The sequence below is a fragment of the Phytohabitans houttuyneae genome, assembly GCF_011764425.1.
Taxonomy (GTDB): Bacteria; Actinomycetota; Actinomycetes; order Mycobacteriales; family Micromonosporaceae; genus Phytohabitans; species Phytohabitans houttuyneae.
Window position 1 is genome coordinate 4,490,184 of the sequence record NZ_BLPF01000001.1, and the last position, 24,500, is coordinate 4,514,683.

Annotated in this window: 20 protein-coding genes, 1 tRNA gene and 4 pseudogenes; 13 read left to right on the forward strand and 12 right to left on the reverse strand. The window is 70.0% G+C overall.

Annotated elements, in window-relative coordinates; genetic code table 11:
- A pseudogene (locus Phou_RS20755) lies at positions 1–237 on the reverse strand (hypothetical protein); the annotation flags it as partial.
- 30 nt (positions 238–267) lie between these two features.
- On the reverse strand, positions 268–903 hold the full coding sequence (locus tag Phou_RS20760) for an HNH endonuclease family protein (protein ID WP_173057532.1): 636 nt from the start codon (positions 901–903) through the stop codon (positions 268–270).
- 96 nt (positions 904–999) lie between these two features.
- Here Phou_RS20760 and Phou_RS20765 point away from each other — a divergent pair, with 96 nt between their 5' ends.
- Positions 1,000–2,433, forward strand: a complete 1,434-nt coding sequence (locus Phou_RS20765; RefSeq protein ID WP_173058687.1) for a DHA2 family efflux MFS transporter permease subunit — start codon at positions 1,000–1,002, stop codon at positions 2,431–2,433.
- A 6-nt stretch (positions 2,434–2,439) separates the two neighbouring features.
- Here the strand turns inward: Phou_RS20765 and leuA are convergent, their stop codons facing one another.
- From leuA to Phou_RS20780, 3 genes are all read right to left on the reverse strand, one after another.
- Positions 2,440–4,182: a 2-isopropylmalate synthase gene (gene leuA / locus Phou_RS20770; RefSeq protein WP_173057533.1), complete on the reverse strand. Its 1,743-nt coding sequence runs from the start codon at positions 4,180–4,182 to the stop codon at positions 2,440–2,442.
- 144 nt (positions 4,183–4,326) lie between these two features.
- Complete coding sequence (locus Phou_RS20775; RefSeq protein ID WP_173057534.1) at positions 4,327–4,875, reverse strand: nitroreductase family protein; 549 nt, start codon at positions 4,873–4,875, stop codon at positions 4,327–4,329.
- A gap of 76 nt (positions 4,876–4,951) precedes the next feature.
- Positions 4,952–5,725, reverse strand: a complete 774-nt coding sequence (locus Phou_RS20780) for a hypothetical protein (protein WP_173057535.1) — start codon at positions 5,723–5,725, stop codon at positions 4,952–4,954.
- Between the two features lie 212 nt (positions 5,726–5,937).
- Between Phou_RS20780 and Phou_RS20785 the strand changes: the two genes are divergently transcribed.
- Together Phou_RS20785 and Phou_RS20790 are read left to right on the forward strand one after the other, a co-directional pair.
- Positions 5,938–7,203: an aspartate kinase gene (locus Phou_RS20785; protein ID WP_173057536.1), complete on the forward strand. Its 1,266-nt coding sequence runs from the start codon at positions 5,938–5,940 to the stop codon at positions 7,201–7,203.
- A 2-nt stretch (positions 7,204–7,205) separates the two neighbouring features.
- A complete protein-coding gene (locus Phou_RS20790; RefSeq protein ID WP_173057537.1) occupies positions 7,206–8,264 on the forward strand; it encodes an aspartate-semialdehyde dehydrogenase in 1,059 nt (352 codons plus the stop codon).
- A gap of 29 nt (positions 8,265–8,293) precedes the next feature.
- On the opposite strand, the gene Phou_RS20795 is transcribed toward Phou_RS20790, so the two are convergent.
- Entirely contained in the window at positions 8,294–8,926 is a 633-nt protein-coding gene (locus Phou_RS20795) for a class I SAM-dependent methyltransferase family protein (RefSeq protein WP_173057538.1), read from the reverse strand.
- Positions 8,927–9,152: 226 nt separating this feature from the next.
- On the opposite strand from Phou_RS20795, the gene Phou_RS20800 reads away from it, so the two are divergent.
- The 5 genes and pseudogenes from Phou_RS20800 (at position 9,153) to Phou_RS20820 (ending at position 14,754) form a co-directional block, all read left to right on the forward strand.
- Positions 9,153–11,099, forward strand: a complete 1,947-nt coding sequence (locus tag Phou_RS20800; protein WP_173057539.1) for a vWA domain-containing protein — start codon at positions 9,153–9,155, stop codon at positions 11,097–11,099.
- A gap of 1 nt (position 11,100) precedes the next feature.
- Positions 11,101–12,414 carry an extracellular solute-binding protein gene (locus Phou_RS20805; RefSeq protein WP_173057540.1) on the forward strand — a complete coding sequence of 438 codons (1,314 nt, stop codon included), beginning with the start codon at positions 11,101–11,103 and terminating at the stop codon, positions 12,412–12,414.
- A 104-nt stretch (positions 12,415–12,518) separates the two neighbouring features.
- Complete coding sequence (locus Phou_RS20810; protein ID WP_173057541.1) at positions 12,519–13,505, forward strand: aldo/keto reductase; 987 nt, start codon at positions 12,519–12,521, stop codon at positions 13,503–13,505.
- 77 nt (positions 13,506–13,582) lie between these two features.
- Positions 13,583–13,759 (forward strand): annotated as a pseudogene (locus Phou_RS20815) (site-specific integrase); the annotation flags it as partial.
- A gap of 266 nt (positions 13,760–14,025) precedes the next feature.
- Positions 14,026–14,754, forward strand: coding sequence for a hypothetical protein (locus Phou_RS20820; RefSeq protein ID WP_173057542.1), 729 nt, complete (start codon positions 14,026–14,028; stop codon positions 14,752–14,754).
- A 264-nt stretch (positions 14,755–15,018) separates the two neighbouring features.
- On the opposite strand, the gene Phou_RS20825 is transcribed toward Phou_RS20820, so the two are convergent.
- Both Phou_RS20825 and Phou_RS20830 read right to left on the reverse strand, forming a co-directional pair.
- A tRNA-Pro gene (locus tag Phou_RS20825) sits at positions 15,019–15,095 on the reverse strand.
- Between the two features lie 57 nt (positions 15,096–15,152).
- Positions 15,153–16,055 carry a metallophosphoesterase gene (locus tag Phou_RS20830; RefSeq protein ID WP_173057543.1) on the reverse strand — a complete coding sequence of 301 codons (903 nt, stop codon included), beginning with the start codon at positions 16,053–16,055 and terminating at the stop codon, positions 15,153–15,155.
- Positions 16,056–16,080: 25 nt separating this feature from the next.
- Between Phou_RS20830 and Phou_RS20835 the strand changes: the two genes are divergently transcribed.
- Positions 16,081–16,536 carry a GatB/YqeY domain-containing protein gene (locus tag Phou_RS20835; protein WP_173057544.1) on the forward strand — a complete coding sequence of 152 codons (456 nt, stop codon included), beginning with the start codon at positions 16,081–16,083 and terminating at the stop codon, positions 16,534–16,536.
- A gap of 63 nt (positions 16,537–16,599) precedes the next feature.
- On the opposite strand, the pseudogene Phou_RS20840 reads toward Phou_RS20835, so the two are convergent.
- A pseudogene (locus Phou_RS20840) lies at positions 16,600–19,028 on the reverse strand (penicillin-binding protein).
- A gap of 438 nt (positions 19,029–19,466) precedes the next feature.
- On the opposite strand from Phou_RS20840, the gene Phou_RS20845 reads away from it, so the two are divergent.
- Entirely contained in the window at positions 19,467–19,763 is a 297-nt protein-coding gene (locus Phou_RS20845; RefSeq protein ID WP_173040558.1) for a WhiB family transcriptional regulator, read from the forward strand.
- On the opposite strand, the gene bagB is transcribed toward Phou_RS20845, so the two are convergent.
- The 3 genes from bagB to Phou_RS52815 are packed head-to-tail and all read right to left on the reverse strand — an operon-like array spanning position 19,750 to position 23,171.
- Positions 19,750–20,898: an ArsA family ATPase gene (gene bagB / locus Phou_RS20850; RefSeq protein WP_246273642.1), complete on the reverse strand. Its 1,149-nt coding sequence runs from the start codon at positions 20,896–20,898 to the stop codon at positions 19,750–19,752. The genes Phou_RS20845 and bagB overlap by 14 nt on opposite strands.
- Before the next feature lie 23 nt (positions 20,899–20,921).
- Positions 20,922–21,899, reverse strand: a complete 978-nt coding sequence (gene bagA / locus Phou_RS20855; protein WP_173057546.1) for an ATPase BagA — start codon at positions 21,897–21,899, stop codon at positions 20,922–20,924.
- 33 nt (positions 21,900–21,932) lie between these two features.
- Complete coding sequence (locus tag Phou_RS52815; RefSeq protein ID WP_173052363.1) at positions 21,933–23,171, reverse strand: Rv0361 family membrane protein; 1,239 nt, start codon at positions 23,169–23,171, stop codon at positions 21,933–21,935.
- A gap of 129 nt (positions 23,172–23,300) precedes the next feature.
- Here Phou_RS52815 and sp36 point away from each other — a divergent pair, with 129 nt between their 5' ends.
- The 3 genes and pseudogenes from sp36 to Phou_RS55565 form a co-directional block, all read left to right on the forward strand.
- On the forward strand, positions 23,301–23,459 hold the full coding sequence (sp36, locus tag Phou_RS20865; RefSeq protein ID WP_173057548.1) for a Sp36 family protein: 159 nt from the start codon (positions 23,301–23,303) through the stop codon (positions 23,457–23,459).
- Between the two features lies 1 nt (position 23,460).
- Complete coding sequence (locus Phou_RS20870) at positions 23,461–23,919, forward strand: RidA family protein (protein WP_173057550.1); 459 nt, start codon at positions 23,461–23,463, stop codon at positions 23,917–23,919.
- 196 nt (positions 23,920–24,115) lie between these two features.
- Positions 24,116–24,483, forward strand: a pseudogene (locus Phou_RS55565) (MBL fold metallo-hydrolase); the annotation flags it as partial.
- Positions 24,484–24,500 lie beyond the last annotated feature (17 nt).

Below are 24,500 nucleotides of genomic sequence, written 5' to 3' on the forward strand. Positions count from 1 at the left end.
TCAGCCCTCGGGGCGGTTGAGGAGCGCGACCGCGATCGCGTGCACGGCGGCCGCGTCGGCCGGGTCCTTCAGGGTGGCCCGGCCGCCGGTGACCGTGTACCACTCGTCGGCGTCCTTGTACTGGACGCGGAGGGTGACGTCGCTACCGGAGAGCTCGCTGCGCAGCGTCAGGTCGCCGGTCACCACACCGACCTCGTCGGTCATGACGCCGCCGGGTCCTGCGGTGATATCCGTGGTCTGCTCGGCCATCACCGCAGTTTAGGGACGTTACTCGCGCACGGCCGGGCAGGTGTCCAGCATGTCCGACAACGCCGCTTTCTCCGCTGTCGTGACCCGGAGCCGCCAGAAGTGCTTGACCGCGATCCAGTCCACCGCGTACTCGCACCAGAAGTCGCGGTTGGCCGGCTTCCACTGCGACGGGTCCTGGTCGCCCTTGGCCCGGTTGGACGAGGCCGACACCGCGCGCAGCTGTGGGCGGGTGAGGTCGTTGGCGAAGTCACCGCGCCGCTCGTCGTTCCACTTGTCGGCGCCGGACCGCCACGCGTTCGCCAGCGGCACCATGTGGTCGATGTCCACACCGGACGGCTCGGTGAAGGTGCGCTCGTCGTACGCGCTGACCCACCGCCCAGCGACCACGTTGCAGCCGCTCAGCTTGATGTTCTTGCCGTCCCGCTTGAGCACGGAGTCGCGCACGTCGCAGTTGCGGCCGGTGTCGCGCCAGTGCGGGAAACGCTCGCGGCTGTACCCGCGCATCGACCCGGACTTGGCGACGGTGAGCTGGCCGAGCTGGGTGACCGAGTCGCCGGCGTCGGGCGGTGTGCCGGTGGGGTTGGCGGCGTCCTCGACCGGCACGCAGCCGGCGAGGACAAGGGCGGCGGCGCAGAGAGCGGAGATCAGGCGCACTTCTCTAGCTTGCGGGTTCCGCGCAACACCGCACGGCAACCGGGGGTGGTTTCGGCGTTTCGCGGCTAAGGCCGTATCTCGCCGGGCAAGGTAAAGATCGTGAGTGGAACCCTCCGGCTCGGCACCGGTCCCGGACGTGGCGCGCTGCTGGCGGCCACGCTGGCCTCCGGGATGGCGTTCCTGGACGGGACGATCGTCAACGTCGCGCTGCCGCACCTCGGTGCCGAGCTCGACGCCTCGCTGGCCGGTCTCCAGTGGACGGTCAACGGGTACATGCTCACGCTCGCCGCGTTCGTTCTGCTCGGCGGCTCGCTCGGCGACAGGTACGGCCGGCGGCGGGTCTTCACGATCGGCGTGCTGTGGTTTACCACCGCCTCGGTCCTGTGTGGCCTCGCCGCCAACGTCGAGTGGCTGGTGGCGGCTCGCCTCCTGCAGGGTCTCGGTGCGGCGCTGCTGGTACCCGGCTCGCTCGCGCTGCTCCAAGCCAGCTTCCACCCGGACGAGCGGGGCAAGGCCATCGGCGCGTGGACCGGCCTGTCCGGTGTGGCCACCGCGGCCGGCCCGTTCGTCGGCGGGTGGCTCATCGACGCGCTCTCCTGGCGCGCCATCTTCTTCCTCAACGTGCCGCTCGCGCTGGTCGCGGTCTTCGCCGCCGTCCGCTGGGTGCCGGAGAGCCGCGCCCCGCGCGCGGAGCGGTTCGACGTGGCGGGCGCGCTGCTCGCGGCGGCAGGGCTGGCCGGGATCACGTACGCCCTGATCGAGGGTGCCGAGCGCGGCTTCAGCTCCTGGTCGGTGCTGCTCTCGGTGGCGGTCGGCGCCGTGGCAACGCTGGCCTTCGTCCTTGTGGAGCGGCACCGCGGGGCGACGGCCATGCTGCCGCCGTCGCTCTTCGCGTCGCGCCTGTTCAGCGCGCTGAACGTCTACACCGTGGCGGTCTACGCGGCGCTCAGCGGACTGTCGTTCTTCCTCGTCGTCTACCTGCAGAACGTCGCCGGCTTCTCGGCCCTCGGCGCGGGCGCCTCGATCCTGCCGGCCACGCTGCTGATGCTCGCCGGATCGTCGTGGTCGGGCGCGCTGGCGACCCGGCTGGGCCCGCGCCCGCAGCTGACGGCCGGCCCGCTGATCGCCGCGGCAGGACTCCTGCTGCTGCGCCAGATCGGGCCGGACGCCAACTTCTGGACCGACGTGCTGCCGGGCACCGTCGTCTTCGGGGTCGGGCTGACGCTGCTTGTCGCGCCGCTGACCACCGCGGTACTGGGTGCTGTCGACGATGAGCACGCCGGAGTGGCGAGCGGGGTCAACAATGCCGCCGCTCGCGCGGGCGGGTTGCTCGCCGTCGCGGCCCTTCCGCTCCTCGTGGGGCTTTCGGGCACGGCGTACGAGAATCCCGACGAACTGACCGCCGGCTTCCGGGGCGCAATGTTGTGGTGCGCCGGGCTGCTGGCGGCCGGGGCGGTGCTCGGCCTGGTGTTGGTGCACCGCCCTTCGCAGGCCCAGGCTCCCGGATCGCGGGAGCCCGAGCCGTCGTAGTCAGGGTCAGCGGGCGCGGTTGACCGCGCTGGTCACGGCCTTGATCGAGGCGGTGACGATGTTGGCGTCGAGGCCAACGCCCCAAACCGTGCGACCGTCCACTTCGCACTCCACGTACGCCGCGGCCTGCGCGTCGCCGCCGGCGGACATCGCGTGCTCGGCGTAGTCAAGGACCCGTACCTGGATGTCGACGGTCTGCAGTGCGTTGACGAACGCGTTGATCGGGCCGTTGCCGATCGCGACCAGCGAGCGCCGCTCGTCGCGGAAGGTGACATCGGCCTCGATCTCGACCTTGCCCTCCACAGTGGACGTCGCGTACGTGTGCAGGCCCAGCGCCGGCTGCTCCTGGTGGTCGACCAGGTACTCCGTCGCGAAGATGCCCCACATGCGGCCGGGCTCGACCTCGCCGCCCTCGGCGTCGGTGAACTGCTGCACCACACCGGAGAACTCGATCTGCAGACGCCGCGGCAGGTCGAGGTGGTGCTCCTCCTTCATGATGTACGCCACGCCGCCCTTGCCGGACTGCGAGTTGACCCGGATGACCGCCTCGTAGCTGCGGCCCAGGTCCTTGGGGTCGATCGGCAGGTAGGGCACCGCCCACTCGTGCTTGTCGATCGTGACGCCCGCGGCCGCGGCGTCGACGGCCAGCGCGTCGAAGCCCTTCTTGATCGCGTCCTGGTGCGAGCCGGAGAAAGCGGTGTAGACCAGGTCGCCGGCGTACGGGTGGCGCTCGTGGACGGGCAGCTGGTTGCAGTACTCGACGGTCCGCTTGATCTCGTCGATCTCGCTGAAGTCGATCTGCGGGTCGATGCCCTGCGAAAACAGGTTGAGGCCCAGCGTCACCAGGTCGACGTTGCCGGTGCGCTCGCCGTTGCCGAACAGGCATCCCTCGATGCGGTCGGCGCCGGCCAGCAGGCCCAGCTCGGCGGCGGCCACACCGGTGCCCCGGTCGTTGTGCGGGTGCAGGCTCAGCACCACGCTGTTGCGCCGGGGCAGGTTGCGGTGCATCCACTCGATCGAGTCGGCGTACACGTTCGGCGTGGCCATCTCGACGGTGGCCGGCAGGTTGATGATCAGCGGGCGGTCCGGCGTCGGGTCGACGGCGTCGATCACCGCGCTGCAGATCTCCAGCGCGTAGTCCAGCTCGGTGCCGGTGTACGACTCCGGCGAGTACTCGTAGAAGATCTCGGTGTCCGGGGTGTGGATCTCCGCGTACTTCTGGCACATCCGCGCGCCGTCTACCGCGATCGCGGTGATGCCCGCGCGGTCCAGGCCGAAGACGACACGGCGCTGGAGCGTGGAGGTCGAGTTGTAGAAGTGCACGATGGCGCGCTTGGCGCCGCGCAGCGACTCGAACGTGCGGTCGATCAGGTGCTCGCGGCACTGGGTCAGCACCTGGATCGTCACGTCTTCGGGGATCAGGTCCTGCTCGATCAGCTGCCGCACGAACTCGAAGTCCGTCTGGCTCGCCGAGGGGAACCCGACTTCGATCTCCTTGTACCCCATCTGCACCAGCAGCTGGAACATCCGCCGCTTGCGCTCAGGGGACATCGGGTCGATCAGGGCCTGGTTGCCGTCGCGGAGGTCGACAGCACACCAGCGGGGCGATACCTCGACGCGGCGGGTGGGCCACTGGCGGTCCGGCAGCTCGATGGCGAACTGCTGGTGATACGGCTGGTATCGCTGGTAGGGCATGCGGCTGGGCCGCTGCCGCGCGATCGGGTCCTGGTCTTGAATGCCGGCAGTCATGGAAATGCGCTCCTGTGGGAGTCATGGGCGGATGGGTCCGGGCAACAAGCCGGCGCACACGCCAAACTCCGCGACGAGGTGCCGGCCTAGAGGGCCTCGTCGCGGCGGCGAAGAAGGAGCGCCTGCCACATGACAAACGACACTCTAGGTGATCGGCGCCTGGTTTACCAACAGCTCGGCCACCGGGAGGCGCGTACGCAGCGCCGTCTCCCAGACCCGCAGGTCCGGCGGGAGCATGGCCGGGTCGCCCAGCCGGCCGACCGCGATCACGACCGATGGGCGCAGGTCGTCGGGCATTTCGAGGTCGGAGCGGAGGCCGTCGACATCGAAGTCCGCGATCTGGTGGACGTGCAGCCGGAGCGCTGTCGCCTGGACCGTGAGATGCGCCACGGCCTGACCCAGGTCGTACGCCGCGTAGGGCAGCGTCGCCTGATCCAGGTGAGCGGCGACGAACAGCGCCGAAGCGTTGCCCGCCCAGTGCTGGCGGCCGGCCGCGAGGTTTTCCAAGATCCGCTTGTAGATCTCTTCGTCACGCCGGCCGACGGCGAACCGCCACGGCTGGCTGTTCGCGAAGGATGGCGCCCACCGGGCGGCCTCAATCAGCGAGCTGACATCGTCGTCGGACAGCACGGCGACCGGGTCGAAGGCAAGCGGGCTCCACCGGGTCGCGAGCAAGGGGTGTAGCTCGGACATGGCGCCGAGTGTGCCGTATCGGACGGTCCGTCACCACTCGGGGGTCACCCGGCGTGTCCGGTGATCCACTCAGAGTTCACGCGGACGGGGTCGCCGAGGGGGTCGCAGTGGGCGTCGGCGGGGCGGCCATACCCAGCGGTTCCTGGGCCACCACCGGGCCGGGCAGCGTGATAGCGGGCGGAGCGCCGGAAGGTGCGCCGGCGAGCAGGAGCGTGCCGAAGCTCACCGTCGCGCCGGTGAGCGTGCCATCCGGCGCATAGCAGTAGATACCGGCATCCAGTGGGGCATCGACCGATGCGGTGGTGGTGTCGACGGAGAAGCACGCGCCGCTCGCGCCGGGCAGTGGCTGGGCGGTCGAGACGGACAGCGGCGCGGTGCGGTCCGTGAGGACCTCCCGCCAGTCGGTGAACGGGTGCTGCACCCGCGGGTCGATGCCCCGGTCGAGCGCGCCGTCCGGGTCGGCCACCCGGACGCAGGCCGGCTGTACCGGCCGCTCGGCCGAGGGGAGGGCGCATTGGAACAGGCCGTCGGCGTTCTGCGCCATCGAGACGTCGGCGGTACCGCCGAGCGCGCCGAGCGGCACGTCGACCCGCCAGCTGCCGTCGGTCGCCGTGGTCAGCACCACCGTGCGGTCGGTGCGACCCGGCGCGGACCAGGTGTAGAGCGCGGTGACCTTGCGGTCCTGCGCGGCCGCCGCGAGACCGGCCAGCTGCACGCGAGCGTCCGGCGCACCGGTGGGCGCGGCGCTGGTCGGCGTCTCCGCCTCTGGCGCCGGCTCGTCCGAGCCGCACGCGGTCAGGGCGACGAGCCCGAGGAGCGCCGCGAGACCGGCGATTCCGCGCGTATACACATTCACATTCTCTTGTCCTGGACCGGGTGAAGCGGATGACACGCCGGGCGCCGGCGCGCCCTCCCACGCCTGTGCTCGGCCGGATGCTGGGATCGCGTGTTCGGGTCGTCACAGGGCGCCGGTAACCTGGTGTCGTCTTACGTGGCGCCGCCGGCCTCGGACCGGCGGCGTTGGCACGTTGAGCTGGCGATGTGGAAAGGAGCGAGACTGCCGTGGCACTCGTCGTGCAGAAGTACGGCGGTTCGTCGGTCTCGGACGCGGAGCGGATCAAGCGAGTCGCGGAGCGGATCGTGGCCAGCCGCAAGGCGGGTGACGATGTCGTCGTGGTCGTCTCGGCGATGGGTGACACGACCGACGAGCTGCTCGACCTCGCCCATCAGGTGAGTCCCGTCCCGGCCGGTCGCGAGCTCGACATGCTGTTGACCTCCGGCGAGCGCATCTCCATGGCGCTGCTCGCCATGGCGATCCACAACCTCGGCTTCGAGGCCCGGTCCTACACGGGCTCGCAGGCTGGCGTGATCACCACCTCGGTGCACGGCAAGGCGCGGATCATCGACGTGACGCCGGGCCGGCTGCGCGGTGCGCTCGACGAGGGCGCGATCGCCATCGTGGCCGGGTTCCAGGGCGTCTCGCAGGACACCAAGGACATCACCACGCTCGGGCGCGGCGGCTCCGACACCACCGCGGTGGCGCTGGCCGCGGCCCTGCGGGCGGACGTCTGCGAGATCTACACAGACGTCGACGGCGTGTTCACGGCAGACCCCCGAATAGTTGCCAACGCTCGTCACATCAAGCAGATCACGTACGAAGAGATGCTGGAACTGGCCGCGTGCGGTGCGAAGGTGTTGCACTTGCGCAGCGTGGAGTACGCGCGTCGGGCGGGACTGCCGATCCACGTGCGCTCCTCGTATTCGCAGAACACCGGCACCATGGTCACCGGATCGATGGAGGACCTTCCCGTGGAGCAAGCACTGATCACCGGGGTCGCTCACGACCGCAGCGAGGCGAAGATCACTATCGTCGCCGTTCCGGACGAGCCGGGCGCGGCGGCCCACATCTTCGAGACGGTCGCCGACGCCGAGACCAATATCGACATGATCGTGCAGAACGTCTCCACCGAGGGCACCGGCCGCACGGACATCTCCTTCACCCTGCCGAAGGCGGACGGGCCGACCGCGATGGCCGCGCTCAGCAAGGTGCAGGAAAAGGTCAAGTTCAAGGGTCTGCTGTACGACGACCACGTCGGCAAGGTCTCGCTGGTCGGCGCCGGTATGCGCTCGCATCCTGGTGTGGCCGCCAAGTTCTTCGCGTCGCTCGGCGAGGCGGGCGTCAACATCGAAATGATCTCCACATCGGAGATCCGGGTTTCCGTCGTCTGCCGCGACACCGACCTGGACGCCGCCGTGCGCGCTGTGCACGCCGCGTTCGACCTGGGTGGTGCGGAGGAAGCGGTCGTGTACGCGGGGACGGGGAGGTAGGCATGCCGATGCCCACGCTCGCCGTCGTCGGCGCCACCGGTGCTGTCGGTACCGTCATGTGTGATCTGCTCTCCTCCCGCCGCAACGTGTGGGGCGAGATCCGCGTCGTCGCCTCGGCCCGTTCGGCCGGCCGCAAGGTGCAGTGCCGCGGCGAGGAGCTGACCGTCCAGGCCCTCGCGCCCGAGGTGTTCGACGGTGTCGACGTGGCGATGTTCGACGTGCCCGACGAGATCTCCGCGGAGTGGGCGCCTATCGCGGTGTCGCGGGGCGCTGTCGCGGTGGACAACTCCGGCGCCTTCCGGATGGACAGGGACGTGCCGCTGGTCGTCCCCGAGATCAACCCGGAGCAGCTGCGCAACAGGCCGAAGGGCATCATCGCCAACGCCAACTGCACCACGCTCGCGATGATCGTGGCCGTCGCGCCCCTCCACCGTGAGTACGGGCTGCGCGAGCTCGTCCTCGCCTCGTACCAGGCGGTTTCCGGAGCCGGCCAGGTCGGCGTGGACACGCTGCACGACCAGCTCACGAAGATCGCCGGCGACCGGGTGCTCGGCTCCCGCCCCGGCAACGTGCGGCAGGCCGTCGGCGACGACCTCGGCCCGTTTCCCGCCCCCCTCGCGTTGAACGTCGTGCCGTGGGCCGGCTCGCTCAAGGAGGCCGGCTGGTCCTCCGAGGAGCTGAAGATCCGCAACGAGTCCCGCAAGATCCTCGGCCTGCCCGACCTCAAGGTCTCCGCCACCTGCGTCCGCGTGCCGGTGGTGACCGGGCACTCGGTGGCGGTGCACGCGGTCTTCGGCACCGAGGTCGACGCCGAAAGCGCCCGCGAGGCACTGCGCAACGCGCCCGGCGTGATCCTGGTCGACGACCCGGCGGCGGGCGAGTTTCCGATGCCGATCGACGCGGTGGGCACCGACCCTTCGTGGGTGGGGCGGCTGCGCCGCTCGATGGACGACCCGCGCGCGCTCGACCTCTTCGTCACCGGCGACAACCTGCGCAAGGGCGCCGCGCTCAACACCGCACAGATCGCTGAGCTGCTCGCCGCCGAGCTGGCCGGTCGCTGATCAGCTCGCCCGGCGGGCACGCCGGACGCTCACGCCTGAAACGTGAACATCCGTTTGCCCAGGGGCAGCTCCGTGGTGGGCCCGCTGTAGACGTGCACGCCCGCGCCGTATCCGGCGCTGCCGTCCGCGACCCAGGCCGGCTTGAATCCGGCGGCCTCGAACCACTCGCAGATCGCCGGGACGAGGTCGGGCTCTTCGCGGTGCCGGGTCCAGATGACGGTACCGCCGGTTACGCAGAAGCCGGGCAGCATCGCGATCGTGCGGCGGATGTCGTCGTCGCTGACGTTTCCGAAGATGCCGCACGCCAGTACCAGATCGGCCGGGACGACCCCCGCGTAGTTGCCGGTGTCCGCGGCGTCGCCGGTGACGACCTCGATGCCGGCAAGCCCACCTTGCTGGGCGGACGTGCGGGCCACCTCCGCGTTGTGCGGGTCGAGCTCGACGAGGCGGCCGACGACATCATGGCGGCGCGGGTGGTCGACGAGCGCGCCGAGCAGGTCACGACCCTGGCCGGCGCAGAGGCTCACGACGCGGATCGGGCCCGGCGGGCGGGCGTCGAGGACGGTCGCGATCTGCTGCCGGACCATCGCGAGCCGCCGGGACAGCGAGGACGCCGGGTCCTCGTACGCCTCATGCCACTGGACCCAGTCCTGCCCTGCCATACCACGACCCTAGGGCCTTTCCCGCGTCGGCGTCGGAGGGCGCCCCGCGTGGCGGGCCATTCGTCGAGATTTCACCCAATATTTGGACTTGATCAGCGTCAATAGCGGTATTCGCCGCGCCGCGGCCGGTTGCGATATTGGGCTATCGTTTGCGGCGATGTTTCCGCTGTTGCCGGGTGGTGACATCGGTCGATCATGATCGCGGCCCAGTGGAGAGGAGCAGTGGGTGCCTTCCGACCCGCCGCCTCCGCTGAAGCGAGCCCTCTATTTGCTCGCCGGGGTCCTGGCGACCGTCGCGGTCACGATTTCCACGGGAACGCCGTCCAACCCGTTCCGATGGGTTGCCCTGATCATCGGCGCGCTGATTCTGGTCCTTTCCACGACCGGCTTTGTCAGTGCCGGTAAGCCGCGTTCCAAAGACCGGCAGCGGCCCCGCCTGCGGATCCGGCGGACGGTCGTGCTGGCCGGGCTCGCCGTGCTGATCACCGGGACGCTCGTGTGGGCGGTAGGCCCACGCGCGGCCGGCTGGGCCGAGGCGGCCGGCGTCTGGTGGTCCGGCTGCGACCACCCCACGATGGTGCGCGTGCTCGCGACGCCGGAAGGTGTGGAGTCGACCCGCTACCTCGTGGAGGAGTACCAGCGGCACACGGCCGGCGATCACCACGGCTGCCCGACCGCGCGGATGTACGTCTACTCCGAGCCGCCCGACGAGGCGCGCGAGCGGCTCCTCAGCGGCTGGCCCAATGTGGACGGTGGGGCGTACCCGCGTCCCGACCTGTGGCTGCCGGACTCCACCCTGCACGTGAGCGAGGCTCTCGCCGGTTCCACCGACAGCCTCGTCGGGGTGACCACGACGGTGGTGGCCTCCTCCCCGATCGTCCTTGCCGTGCCCGCCGGCGAGGCGGCGCGCGAGGTCGACGGCGCGCGCCACGGCCGGACCTGGTCTGAGCTGCTCGCGATGGCGGGCGAGCACGGGTGGGGCATCGCCCGCCCCGACCCGGTCGCCTCGACCGTGGGCCGGCTCGCCACCGTCGCCCTCTTCACCGGCGAGAGCCGCCCCGACAAGCTCGCGCCACTCTCCCGCGCGCGGGCCGTCGAGCAGCAGCTCACCCGAGGGCTCGACGAAGGTCACTACACGCTCGGCACCGAGTCGAGCCTGCTGTGCCAGCACCGCCGGGAGGGCGCGTCACCGACCGCGGTGATCGTCGCCGAGCAGGCGATGGTGCGGTTCAACCAGGGCGCCGCGCTCGGCGGGCGGTGCACCTCCGCCGGCGGCGCTCTGCCCGAGGAGCAGATCCTGACCGCGTTCTACCCGGCCGACACGTTCACGCTGGACCATCCGGTGGTGGCGATCCGGTGGGCAGACACGTCGACCGCGCAGCGGGAGGCGACGGACGCGTTCACGGCCTGGCTGCGGTCGCCCCAGGGACGCGCGGTGCTCCTGACCGCCGGTCTCCGTCCACAGCGGACGACGATCAGCGATCCGGTGAGCACACGCTTCGGCGCGGTATCCGGTCTTGGCTCGACCCTCAAGGCGCGCGCCCTGCCGGCCCGGCAGACCGTCGAAGCCGTGCTGGCGGCCCAGCGCCAGGCGGCCCGCCACAGCCGCGTCTTGCTGGTGCTCGACGCCTCCGGTTCGATGGGACTCGCGGTGCCCGGCGCGGGCGCGACCCGCTTCGCCGTGGCGGCCGCGGGCGCGCAGACCGCACTGTCCTATTTGGGGGAACGTGACGAGTTCGGCCTCTGGGTCTACCCCGGCTCGCCGGGTGCTGTGCGTCCCCTCGTGCCGATCGGCCCGGCCGGCCCAGCCGCCCGCCGCGCCGCCGCCCGAGCGCTCGGCACCGTACGCCCTGCCGGCCCCACGCCGCTCGACCAGGCGGTCAAGCAGGCCGTGCGGGCGGTCGGCACGAGCGACGACACCCGCGGCGCCGCGGTGGTGATCCTCACCGACGGCCAGGACCAGGATCCATCCCTCACCGAGGGCGCGCTGCGGGATGAGGCACGCGATCGGCGGGTACGTGTCTTCGTCGTCGCGGTCGGCGCTGCGAGCTGCTCCCGCCAGGGGCTGGCCGACCTCGCCGACGGCACGGGCGGGGCCTGCTTCGACGCCGAGCCAAAGGGGACGGACACGGTGCTGGAAGACCTCTTCAGATCGCTGTGGGGAGGGCCCTGAGATGTCGCGCATCCGGCAGGTGTTGGGGCGGATAAAGGACGCCTGGGGCTGGTCGGGCTTTGCCGCGGGGCTGGCCGGCGGGGCTGTCCTCGCGCTGGTCGGTGCCAACTACCTGCTCGACCGTCCGGGCCGTGACGCGCTCGAGGATGGCACGATCGTCATCCTCAGCAGCTTTGACGAGAGCATCGGTGAGCAGCAGCTGGCACTGGTGGAGCAGTGGAACGCGATAAACCCCGAGCACAAGGCGGAGTTTCGCGCACTGCGGGGAGTCGCCGACGACCATTACAGCGAGATGGTCGGCCAGGCCGAGGCCAGCAAGAGTGACGTGGACATATTCAGCCTCGACGTTCCATGGGTGGCCGAATTCGCCGATCGCGGATTCCTGCGCGAGATGCCGGTAACGGATGAGGATCTCGACGGCTTTCTCGCCCAGCCACTGGAAACGTGTCGCTGGGGCGGAAAACTGTGGGCGCTGCCCTTCTACACGAATGCCGGCCTGCTCTACTACCGCTCCGACCTCATCACGGATCTCCAACCGCCCACGGGTTGGCAGCAGCTCACGAACGACATCACCGAGGCGTTCAACAGCATTCCGGAAGGCAAGCGGCCGGCCGCCGGGTACGCGGGCCAGTTCGCCGACTACGAGGGCCTCACCGTCAACGCGCTCGAAGCCATCTGGGCGGCCGGCGGCGACGTCGTTGACCGCGAGGGAAACGTGGTCGTCGACTCACCCGAGGCCCGCGAGGGCCTGCGCCGCCTCGCCGTCGGCCTCGCGCACACAAACCCGCAGGTCATCGACCGTGACGCGCGGACGTACCACGAGACCGAGACGACACAGACCTTCCGCGAGGGCCGCCTGCTCTTCATGCGGAACTGGCCGCTCGCCCTCCGCGACCTGGACACCTCCACCGAGACCAAGACCATCTCGTACAACGTGGTGCCGCTGCCCGGCCCCAGCGTTCTTGGCGGGCAAAACCTCGCCATTGCCAGCAGCACCGACCAGCCGGCGGCCGCCAAGGCACTGATCCAGTTTCTGACCAGCCCGCGCAGTCAGCAGATCCTCTTCGAACGCGGCGGCTTCGCCGCGACCCGCGAGCTCGTCTACCACGACGGCAGCGTCAAGGAGCGGTACCCGTACGCGCAGACGCTGCTGTCCGCGCTGAGGATCGCGCGTCCGCGGCCGGTGACGCCGCACTACGCGCAGTTTACGAAGACCTTCCGGGAGGGCGTAAACCAGGCGTTGAGCAACGACGGCGAGCTCCCCGACGACTTCACGTCCCGCCTGGACGCCGCCCTCGACGGCCGCACGCCCTAGGCGATCCATCAAGTGAGAGCGGCATGGCGATCCCCGAGGCCTGATTCCCCGCGACCCCGCGGTCAGCGGGCGTCCACTTTCGACAAACGGCAGGGAGGACAAGCATGCGTACCGCCACGCTGGGCGAACTGGAGGTTGCCCGCATCGGCCTGGGCGCGATGGGGATGTCGCACGGTTACAGCGGCGCCGGCAGCGACGACGCGGAGTCGATCCGCACCATCCACCGAGCGCTCGAGCTGGGTGTCACGCTGATCGACACCGCGGAGGTCTACGGCCCGTACGTCAACGAGGAGCTGGTCGGAAAGGCGCTCAGGGGCCGCCGCGATCAGGTCGTGCTGGCGACCAAGTTCGGCCTGATCTCGCACACGGGACGGGGCGCGGGAAAGCCCGACAGCAGCCCCGACAGCATCCGCACCGCGGTCGAAGGCTCGCTCAAGCGCCTCGGCACCGATCGCATCGACCTGTACTACCAGCACCGCGTCGACCCGAACACCCCGATCGAGGACACCATGGGCGCCCTCGCCCAGCTCGTGCGGGAAGGCAAGATCCGGTACATCGGCCTGTCCGAGGCCTGGACCGACACCATCCGGCGCGCCCACGCCGTGCATCCCGTGACCGCGCTGCAGTCGGAGTACTCGCTGTGGACCCGTGACCAGGAGCAGATCCTTCCCGTGCTGCGCGAGTTGGGCATCGGCCTGGTCGCGTACTCCCCGCTCGGCCGCGGCTTCCTCACCGGCAGCCTGCGCACCGCCGCCGACGTCGAGCGCCTCGACGACAGCGACTTCCGCAAGAACCACCCGCGCTTCACGGGCGAGAACTTCCAGCGCAACCTGGCCATCGCCAGCCACGTGCAAGCCGTCGCCGACGAGGTCGGGGCCACGTCGGCCCAGGTCGCGCTGGCGTGGCTGCTGGCCCAGGGCGGCGACATCGTGCCCATCCCCGGCACCAAGCGCGTGAGCCGCGTGGAGGAAAACAGCGCCGCGGACGCGGTCACGCTCACACCCGAGCAGGTCGCCACCCTCACCGCGCTGCCCGTGGCGGAGGGCGGTCACCACACCGAGGAGCAGATGCGGATGATCGAGCGCCACTAAACCCCGGGGCGGAGGGGAGGACGCCGTCGCAGATGATCGGGACCTGGTACTCGACGCCGGAGTTGTCGGTCACGGCGGTGCACGACGCTCGTCGGACCTGCGCCACCCTCCTGGTCGACCTGGAGGTACACCCTCGGGTGATCATGCAGATTCTGGGGCAGGCGGAGGTCTCTGTGACCATGGAGATCTATTCGCAAGCATCGTCCAAAGCCACCCGCGACGCGCTCAAAAGGCTGGGTGAAAGCCTGCGATGAGGCGATCAGGGTTACGAGGGGCGGCCGCCGTACTTCCTGACTGACCTGCGTCGGCTCATCCGTGCCTAACATGTCAGACCCATGTGCCTTACTGTTGAGAGACCGGTAAAGACGGAGGGTAGCCGTGACTCGACTAACTGAAGTCTCTCGGGAGGATCTGCAGGCAAGGCGGCAGGCCATCCTTGAGCGTGTTGGGACCTCATACGAGGATCTGAAGGCCAGAGCCGAGGGCCGGTCGCTCGTTGGAGATGAGTGGTCTGCCTGGGATGAGCTTCGTGAGATCGAGTTCCTCCTCGGTGATGACGAAGCCACTGGGTGATCTCAAGAGCCAGGTAGAGGAGTTCGGCCGGGAGGTGGCCGAACTCCTCTCTGCTACCTTGCCCAACTTGCCGGCGACAGTCCTTGACGTGTTGGCACGCGAGTTGCGGTATGTGTTGCACGTTGGCCCAGACGGCAGGGGTCTGCCTCTCTTCGTGGCGGGCACAGAAGTCGCCACACTGAAGGTGAGCATGCGATGCCGGCTGGACTCAGTCGACCGGTACCTCGCCATCGAACATTCCACCTTCGTCCTGCTGGCGAACATCGACAGAACGCCGGTCATCCGATTCGACTACCTCCGCGACATGCACAGCGCGCCCAGCGCTCATATCCAGGTCCATGCACATCGCGGCGCCTTGTCACACCTACTTTCGCAGGCCGGTCACCCGACGCCTCACGATATGGCGGCCCTACACGTGCCGGTTGGCGGTGCCCGATTTCGGCCGTGTTTAGAAGACTTCGTCCAGTTCCTCATCCAAGAGTGCAGATTCGACTCCCGCGACGGCTGGCGCGAGGTCGTGGAAGCCGGCCGCGAACGTTGGCGGCGACGACAGTTGGCGTCAGTCGTACGTGACGTTCCGGATGAAGCAGCGCGGGTGTTGGAGGAGTTGGGCTACGAACTGGTGCCTCCAGCCGAGGCTAAGCCGCCATCCGTGAAAGCGCTCCGCAACTGGTAGCCGTTCGGTGGGGATGCATGGAACGGCACCACGCCGGCGGGAAGCCGGTGCGGGGTGCCGCCGGGCCGCGTGGCGGCGGGGGCGTGACGCAAGCTGCTGACAGGGCAGCTTGTGCCGCGTACAGAGATCGCTCCGCCGAGGCCGTCGAAGCGACCGTGATGCGCCCGGACGAACGCGGAAAAGCCAGCGACGACCGCTGCTGTACTCAGCGGCTGTACAGACGCAGAAGCGGCCATGCCCATCGATGCGACATGGCCGCTGACCTGGTCGGGGTGGCCGGATTTGAACCGACGACCTCTTCGTCCCGAACGAAGCGCGCTACCAAGCTGCGCCACACCCCGAGGCAGTGCCCGCGTAATAGTAGCCCACGGCCACAGCCGGACAAACTCGGTATCGGGTCAGCGCGGGATCAGCGTCAGCAGCGACGCCTCCGGCGGGCAGGCGAAGCGGATCGGGGCGGTCGGGTGGGTGCCCAGGCCTGCGGAGACGTGGAGCCAGGCGTCGGAGCCCGGCCACCGGAAGAGGCCGCGCGCCATCGAGCGGGGCAGGTCGCAGTTGGTGACCAGAGCGCCCACGAACGGGACGCGCACCTGGCCGCCGTGGGTGTGGCCGGCCAGCAGGAGGTCGAAGCCGTCGGCGGCCATGGCATCCAGGATGTGCGGCTCGGGCGAGTGGGTCAGGCCCAGCCGCACGTCCACGTCGGCCGACGCGCCGCCGGCGACCGAGGCGTAGTCGTCGCGCTCGATGTGCGGGTCGTCCACGCCCACGAACTCGATCAGGCGGCCGCCGGCCTTGAGGGTGGTACGCGCGTTGTTGAGGTCGGCCCACCCGTGGCCGACAAGCAGCTCGCGCAGGTCTTCGGCGGGGAGCTCGGCGCCGTGGCGGCGGTCGTTCGTGCGCTCGTGCTTGTTGAAGTAGCCGAACGGGTTTTTCAGCACCGGGCCGGTGTAGTCGTTCGAGCCGAACACGAAGGCGCCCGGGTAGTCGAGCAGTGGCTGGAGCGCGCGGTGCACGCCCGATACCGCATCGGGGTGAGCCATGTTGTCGCCAGTGACCACGACCAGGTCGGGGTCGGTGCCGGCGAGCGCGGCCACCCACTCCTGCTTGCGCCGCTGCTCGGGCATCATGTGCAGGTCCGACAGGTGCAGGACGCGCAGCGGCTCGGCGTCGAGCGCGAGCACCGGCACGTCGTACCGCCGGAGGGTGAACATGTTGCGCTCGATGAGCGAGGCATAGGCCAGCGTGGCGGCGCCGGCGGCGGCCGTGCCCGCGGCGAGTCCGAACAATGTGCGCTTCCGCATGCCGCCCAGGGTAGTTTGACCCACCATGGGCACGCTCAAGGACACCCTTACGGCTGACATGCGCACCGCGCTGAAGGCGCGTGACGAGGTCACCACATCCACCCTGCGGATGGCGCTTGCCGCGGTGGGCAACGCCGAGGTCGCCGGCGACACCAAGCGCGAGCTGTCCGACGAGGAGGTGCTCGCGGTGCTCGCCAAGGAGGCGAAGAAGCGCCGCGAGGCCGCCACAGCCTTCGCCGACGCGGGGCGGGCCGAGCAGGCCGCGAAGGAGGCGGCCGAGGGTGACGTGCTGGCGCGATACCTGCCGAAGCAGCTCAGCGAGGAGGACCTGGCCGAGCTGGTAGCCGGGGCGCTGTCCGCGGGCGGGTTCAGCGGGATGGGGCAGATGGGCCCAGCCATGAAGGCGGCACAGGCCGCGGTGGCGGGCCGGGCAGAGGGCGGTCGGGTGGCAGCGGAGGTACGCCGCCAGCTCGCCGGCTGAGGCTCTGAAAAGTGAACGGGCGCCGCGAGGCCTGAGCCCTACGGCGCCCGCTCCACGAGCTGGCTAGTCCCGTGGTGGTGGCACGGTCGGGCGGCCACCGCCTGGACCTCGGCCCGGGTTGCTTGGTCCGCCGGGCTGCTGAGCGCCCTTGCCGTTGCTGACCTGGATGCTCACGATGCCGCCCTTGATGGTGCGACCGTCAGGGCTGGTACCGGCGGCGGTGCCGGCCGGGCAGGTCGAGTTGACCGGTACGGGGTCGACGAAGACCTCGAAGCCGGCATTCCGGAGCGTCGAGCGGGCGTCGTCGACCGACTTGCACTTGACGTCCGGGATCCTGCGTTGATCGCCCTCCACGATCTTGCCCGTGGGTGGCGTGAACTGCTGTGACGGCTTGCCCTTCATCGCGTCCCGCACGGTGGTCCAGACAGCGTCGTTGACCTCGTCGTGCGTGAAGTGGGTCGAGGTCTGTGCCCAGTCCGGGTCGGCGATGATGCCGGCGACCATGAGCTGCTTGGTACCGACGATCAGCGAAGCGGTCTTGGCGCTGTCGGTGGTGCCGCTCTTACCCATGATCGGCTTGCCGACGATGTCGCGGGCCCGCCCGGCGGTGGCGCCCTTGCACTTTGACGTCGACGACCGGTCGCCGACCGGGCACCGGGCCGCGTCGACGGCGGCGCGTGCAGCCTCGGTCTTGATCCGCTGCTCGCAGCGCGGGTTGGCGATGTCGAGCTTGTTGTTGTCCTGGTCGACGATCTCCTGGACCGGGATCGGCTCGCAGTACTTGCCGTCGGCCGCCAGCGTCGCGTACGCGTTGGCCATCTCCAGCGGCGTGGCCGAGGAGACACCCAGCGTGAAGGCGCCCCACTGGTCGGCGGAGCCGCGGTCGTTGGCGAACTTGGCGTCGTTGCTGGCGCGGAACTGGATGCCGAGCTTCCTCGCCGCGTCAACCACGTTGGCCCCGCCGGCACGCTCCTGCAGCGGCACGAAGTACGTGTTGATGGACTGGCCGAAGGCGGCCCACATGTTCATCGGGCCGTAGCCCTTGCGGCCGGCGTTTTCCGGGCAGTACTTGTTCGTCCCCGGACAGGCGGCGGGCGAGCCCGACTCGACGATGTACTTCGACGGGTATGGCGAGACCGTGTTGATCGTGGTCTCCAGCGGGTAGCCCCGCTCGAGCGCCGCCACCATCGTGAACATCTTGAACGTCGACCCGAACTGGTAGCCGTTGATGTCGCCACCGCCGGTGAGCAGCGGGTTTGTGGTGTTGGGGTAGGTGCCCCGGATCTTTTTCTTGGCCTTTGCCGGGTTGGACGAGATCCGGTTTTGCGGCTTGGCGGGGTCGTCGAGCTTGTAGACCCGGTTTACCGCGAGCGCCCGCACGCGGCCGCTGCCCGGCTCGACGGCCGCGAGCATCAGCGCGTTTTTGTTCGTCGCCTTGAGGTGGCGGTCGATGTTGGCCTTGGCCACCTGCTGGGTCCGCACGTCCAGCGTCGTTACGATGCGGTAGCCGCCACTCTTGAGCCGCCGCTCCCGGTCGTAGGTGGTCGCGCCGAACGTCTCCTGCTCAAGCCACCAGCGGTAGAAGAAGTCGCAGAAGAAGCCCCAGTGGTTTTTGCTGGTGGCGACGCAGCCGTTGGGCGTGCGCTTGTCCTTGACCTTGAGCGGGACAGCCTTCGCGGCGGCGGCCTGCTCGGGCGTGATCGCCTTCGTCTCGACCATGTTGTCGATGACGTAGTTGCGGCGGTCGAGCGCCTGCGGCTTGCCGGCCGGGTGGTGGGGTCGAAGGCCGAAGGGGCCTTCACCATGCCGGCGAGGAGCGCGGCCTCTTCGACCTTGAGGTCGCGCGGGTGCTTGCCGAAGTAGACCTGGCTGGCGGCGAACACCCCGTACGCCCCGCGGCCGAAGGGGGCGATGTTGAGGTAGCGCTCCAGGATCTCGTCCTTGGTCATCTCCTTGTCGAGCTGGAGCGCGTACTTCATCTCGCGCAGCTTGCGCGCGTTTGTGTCTTCGGTGGCGGCGACGACGTCCTGCGGGTGGGTCGCCGAGTACGCGATCAGCATGCGGACGAGCTGCATGGTCAGCGTGGACGCGCCCTGTGTGGTGCTGCCTGCCGAGTTGTTGGCGACGAAGGCGCGGGCGATGCCCTTGGCGTCGACGCCGTTGTGCGTACGGAACGTGTGGTCCTCGGCCGCGATGATCGCTTGCTGCATGATCGGCGAGACGTCCTTGAGCGGGACATCCCGCCGGTTTTCGTCATACAACGTGGCGAGCGTCGTCTTGCCGTCGGAGGCGTAGACGTAGGTCATCTGCGGCGACCGCTTCACGGTCAGCTCGCTGGGCAGCCGGTCGAAGGTCTCCGCCCCAGCCTTGGCCGCCAGGCCCGACATCGCAACCGCGGGGAAGGCTGCGGCGGCCACAACCACGCCCGCCAGGAGCCCGCAGATCAGCAGCGATGCGGCGTTCGCAAAAATGTTGTGATCACGCTTCCGCATCCAGGTCACCCCGACAGGGTACGGGACCTGGCAACCATCGGCTTTCCCCGTGTGGCGCCGCCCGCGGTCAGCTGAAACTAGTCGGACTTTCGGGCATGTCCTGCGGGCAGTGGCCTCGTTGTGCTAGACGCATGACCCCCTGCGTGCGGATGCGTTCTGCCGATGTTGAGTCTGACCCACGTGCGGGACACTTGGCTCGCGTTTCCGCAGATCGCCGCCGGGTAAGCCTGGTCCGGTTCGCCCGGAAACAGGCGGGACGTCTTTGTTTTGATCGGATTTGCCAGACAACGTTGCGTAATCGGATGACTACAGAGCATGATGGTCCCGCGAGTACTGCACGTCACTCGCTGGGACTCGGGGGAGTGCCTTAGCGAGTGGCCGGGGGAATCCGGCCGGGCACGGGTCGGGGAAGCGGACTGCAAGGGGGGACGTGGACAGATGGGGATGATCACAGACTGGCCGAGTATGGCTGCGTGCCAAAGCGGCGACCCTGACGCACTCTTCGTACAGGGCGCAGAGCAAAACGTAGCCAAGAGGATCTGCCGGAGCTGCCCGGTGCGTTACGAGTGCCTCGCCGATGCGCTCGACAACCGTATCGAGTTCGGTGTGTGGGGTGGCATGACCGAGCGCGAGCGGCGGGCGCTGCTGCGCCGCCACCCTCAGGTGGACAGCTGGCGGAAGATGTTCGAGGCCGCCCTGCGGGACAAGGAAAAGGTGCTGGTCACGGCCGGCTGAGCGCATTACCAACCGTACGCAGCCCGTCGACGTCATGGACGTCGGCGGGCTGCGCCGCAACCTCCACCGTCGGCACGGCGGGGTAGGCGTCGGTGAAGACGGCGGCCACACGCTGCTCCCGGGCCGCCAGCTCGGCCAGCGCGGCGTGGACCCGCAGCGCGTCAGTGGTGGCCTCGTTGCCGCCGGCCCGCTCCAACTCGTCCGCCGCGGTCCGGCTGCGCTCCGCGGTCAGCCCGTCGACAGTCGTGCGGTGCACCCGGTTGAGCACCAGGCCGGCCAGCGGCATGCGCTCCTCGCCGAGCCGGCCGGCGAAGTAGGCGGCCTCCCGGACCGCGTCCGGCTCCGGCGCCGCGACCAGCAGGAACGCCGTCTCGCGGGCCTGGAGGATGCGGTACGTCTGCTCGGCGCGCTGGCGGAAGCCGCCGAACATGGAGTCGAGCGCGGCGACGAAGCCGGACAAATCAGTCAGAAGCTGCGCGCCGAGCACCTTCTGCACCACCCGGGAGAACATCCCGAACGACGCCGTGACCAGGCTGAACATGCTCCGGCCCCCAGCTCGCGCGGGCGCCAGCAGCAGCCGCAGCATGCGGCCGTCGAGAAAGCGGGACAGGCGCGCGGGCGCGTCGAGAAAGTCCAGCGCGGAGCGGGACGGCGGAGTGTCGACCACGATCAGGTCCCACTCGCCGCGCGCGTGCAGCTGGCCCAGCTTTTCCATCGCCATGTACTCCTGCGTGCCGGAGAACGTCGAGCTCATGGCCTGGTAGAAGGGGTTGGCGAAGATCTCCGTGGCGCGGGCCGGGTCGGTGTGCGCGAGCACGACCTCGTCGAAGGTCCGCTTCATGTCGAGCATCATCGCGTGCAGCTCGCCGCCGCTCTCGTCCGCTTCGATGCCCTTGACCTGCCGCGGCGTGTTGTCCAGCTCGGTCAGCCCCAGCGACTGGGCGAGGCGGCGGGCCGGGTCGATCGTGAGCACGACCGTGCGCCGCCCGTGGCGCTCGGCAGCGCGCAGCGCGAGCGCGGCCGCAGTGGTGGTCTTGCCGACGCCGCCCGAACCGCAGCAGACGACGATCCGCACGCCGGGGTCGGCCAGGATGCGGTCCACGTCCAGCCGCCGGCCCGCGTGATCGGAAGACACCGCCCGAGCGTATCCGGGCTGGCTCAACGCGTGGCCATCAACTCGGCCGCCAGGCTGTCCAGCGCGGCGCGGTCTACACCTCCGGGCAGGAGCGGCAGCTCCACGATCGGCTGACCCATCTCGGCCAGCTCCACGCGGAGCGACTCTTCCAGCTCACGGCGGGTCAGGTGCGCCTTCGCCTCGGCGTACAGGCCGGAGACCGTGGCCCGGTCGGTGGGCAGCCCTGCCGCCGCCAGCCCTCGGCGCAGCTCGGCCTGGTTGACCTTGGTACCGCTGAGCAGGGGCGGGCGGGTGGCGTTCATGATGATCTTGCCAGTGGGGATGCCGAGGCTGTTGAGCTCGCCAATCGCGTCGACCGTCTCCTGTACCGGCATCTCCTCCAACAGCGTCACCACGTGCACCGACGTCATCGGGGAGCGCAGGAGGGCGGCCACGTTTTCGCTCTGCGTCTTGATCGGGCCGACCTTGGCGAGGCGGGCCGTCTCGGCGGTCACGTTGAGGAAGCGCCCGATCCGCCCGGTGGGCGGTGCGTCGAGCACGACCGCGTGGTACACCCGGCGGCGGTCCGCCGTGCGGGTCGTGGCCTCCTTGACCTTGCCGGTGAGCAGCACGTCCCGCAGGCCGGGCGCGATCGTCGTGGCGAAGTCGATCGCGCCGAGCTTGCGCAGCGCCCGACCGGCCGCGCCGAGCTTGTAGAACATGTCCAGGTATTCGAGCAGGGCCAGCTCGGGGTCGACGGCGAGCGCCCGCACCTCACCGCCGTCCGCGGTGCCGGCCACCCGGCGCTCCTCGTAGGGCAGGGGGCCGAGCCCGAACAGCTCGGCGATGCCCTGCCGCCCCTCGACCTCGACCAGCAGCGTGCGGTGCCCGCCGGCGGCCAGTCCCAGGGCCAGGGCGGCGGCGACCGTCGTCTTACCGGTGCCGCCCTTGCCCGTCACCACATGAAGACGCGCCGGCCAGGCCGGATTGACCTGGCCGTATCCCTGCTCGCTCGCCCGCACGTTTCGAGCGTAGTCCGGATCTCGAACGGGTGATCAGCCGCCGATCTCGCAGACGAACCAGCCCGTCTTCTGCACGACGGTGAACTTGAGCTGCTGCTCGGCGACCTTTTCGTCGCTCGTGGTCATGGTGACCTTGACCGAGACGCTCGCTGACTCCGGGTCCTGGCTGTCGACCTTGGGCTCGTCCCACTTGTACCGCGGGTTCTTGTACTTGGTGGAGTTGGCCTTGACCTCGTCGACCTTCTCGGTCATCGACTTCTCGTCGCGGGCCTCGGCACAGACCAGCTCGTTGGCCTTGGTCGCGTCCTGGTCGGTGTAGACGGCCTTGAGGAAGTCCTGTACGGCGGCGACCGGCTCGGCGGCGCCGTCGTTGGGCTCCTGGTTGCGCAGCAGCAGCAGCCCGGCCGTCACACCGCCGCCGCAGAGGAGCACGACGGCCACCGCGACGAACGCGATGATCATGGGAGTGCGGGACTTCTTCCGCGGCGGCGCCGGGGCGCCGGGGTATCCCGGGTAGCCGGGCTGCGCGTAGGCCGGGTCGGTCGCCGGGTAGCCCGGAGCCGCCTGCGGGTACCCGCTGGTCGGCGCGAACGCCGGCTGGCCGGACGTGGGCTGGCCGGGGTAGGGCTGACCCGAGGTCGGCGGCGCGGCCGGGCCACCGGAGACCGGCGCCGGGTACGGCTGGCCGGGGATCTGCGGCGGGTAGCCGTGCTGGTCCGGCGCCGGCGGTGCGTAGGCCGGCTGACCGGGCGGCGGGTAGCCGGACTCCGGGGGCGGCGCGTACGCCGGCTGACCCGGCGGGTATGCGGACTCGGGCGGCGGCGCGTACGCCGGCTGGCCGGGCGCGGGATAGCCGGGCTGGCCGGCCGGGGGGTAACCGGGATGACCCGAGACCGGCTGGCCCGAAACCGGCTGGGCGGGCGGCGGGTATCCGGGCTGCGGAGCCGGTGCGCCGAACTGCTGTGCCGGATAGCCGGGCTGGGGTGCCGGGTAGCCAGGCTGGGCCGGCGGCTGGTAGCCGGGTGCCGGCGGGTATCCAGGTGCGGCGCCGGGCGTCGTGTACGACGGAGGCGGGTAGCCCGGCTGCTGCGGTGGCACCACGGGCTGTCCCGGTGGTGGCGGCACGATCGGGTGCGGCGGCGGTGGTGGCACGGCCGGCTGCTCAGGCGTCTGCTGATCGGCGGGTGCGGCGAACGGGTCGACCGGTGCCGGATAGCCGGGCGCCGAACCTTCCTGCTGCTCGCCGGCGCCACCGTTCGGCGGTTGCGTCATTGGTATCCCCCAGGCCCACGGTCGCAGTGTGCCCGTCAGGGTAGCGCCCGGTGGCGAACTGCCGAAGACCCGCTGGCCGCGCACCCGCCCAACGGCGGACGCCGCCGGCCCGCCGGTTAGGGTGCCGGCATGCAGAAGTGGGAGTACGCCACCGTGCCGCTGCTGGTCCACGCCACCAAGCAGATCCTCGACAACTGGGGAGAGGACGGCTGGGAGCTGGTCGCCGTCGTTCCGGGGCCCAACCCTGAGCAGTTGGTGGCGTACCTCAAGCGTCCGAAGGTGGCCTGAGGTGAACGACCCGTACGCGAAGCTGGCCGAGCTGGGCCTCACGTTGCCGGAGGTCGTGCCGCCGGTGGCCGCCTACGTGCCGGCCGTCCAGTCGGGCAAGCACGTGTACGTCTCGGGACAGGTGCCGATCGCCGACGGCAAGTTGCTCGCCACCGGCAAGGTGGGCGATGGCGTGTCGCCGGAGCAGGCCAAGGACCTGGCCGAGCGGTGCGCGCTGAACGCGATAGCGGCGATCGACTCGCTCGTGGGGCTGGAAAACGTGGTGAAGGTCGTCAAGGTGACGGGCTTCGTCGCCTCGGCCGAGGGCTTCACCGGCCAGCCGGGCGTGATCAACGGCGCCTCGGAGCTCTTCGGCGCCGTCTTCGGCGAGGCCGGGCAGCACGCCCGCAGTGCGGTCGGCGTTGCCGAGCTCCCGCTGGGCGCGCCGGTCGAGGTCGAGGTCATCGTCGAGGTCGCCTGAGCACCACCCCCGGCGGTTTAGTACCGGCACAGGTGTAAGCGTCCGAGGCTGAGTGCTACCTGAGTGAAAGCCCGCTCTGTCACTCCCGGGTCGTACGATCGCTGGCATGGTGGGGCATGTCACCGCGCCCGCGGCAGCGCTTGCCGACAGGTTGCCGGACTGGGTCACGCTCGTGCGCGCCCCCAATCCGGGGCCGATGACCCTCGACGGCACCAATACCTGGGTGCTGCGCGCCCCCGGCGCCGAGCGTTCCGTGGTGATCGACCCGGGGCCGCTCGACGAGGGGCACCTGCGCGCGGTCGCCGAGACCGGCCCGGTCGGTGCGGTGCTGGTCACCCACGGCCACCCCGACCACGTCGAGGGGCTGGCGCGGTTCGTCGAGCTCACGGGCGCGGGCGAGGACACCGGCGGGCTGGCGATCACGCGGGTGCCGACCCCGGGCACACCGGCGACTCGATCTGCTTCCTCGTCGAGGTGAGTGGCGAGCGGGTGATCTTCACCGGAGACACGATCCTCGGCCGCGGCACCACGATCGTGGCCTGGCCCGACGGCGACCTGGGTGAATATCTGGCGAGCCTCGA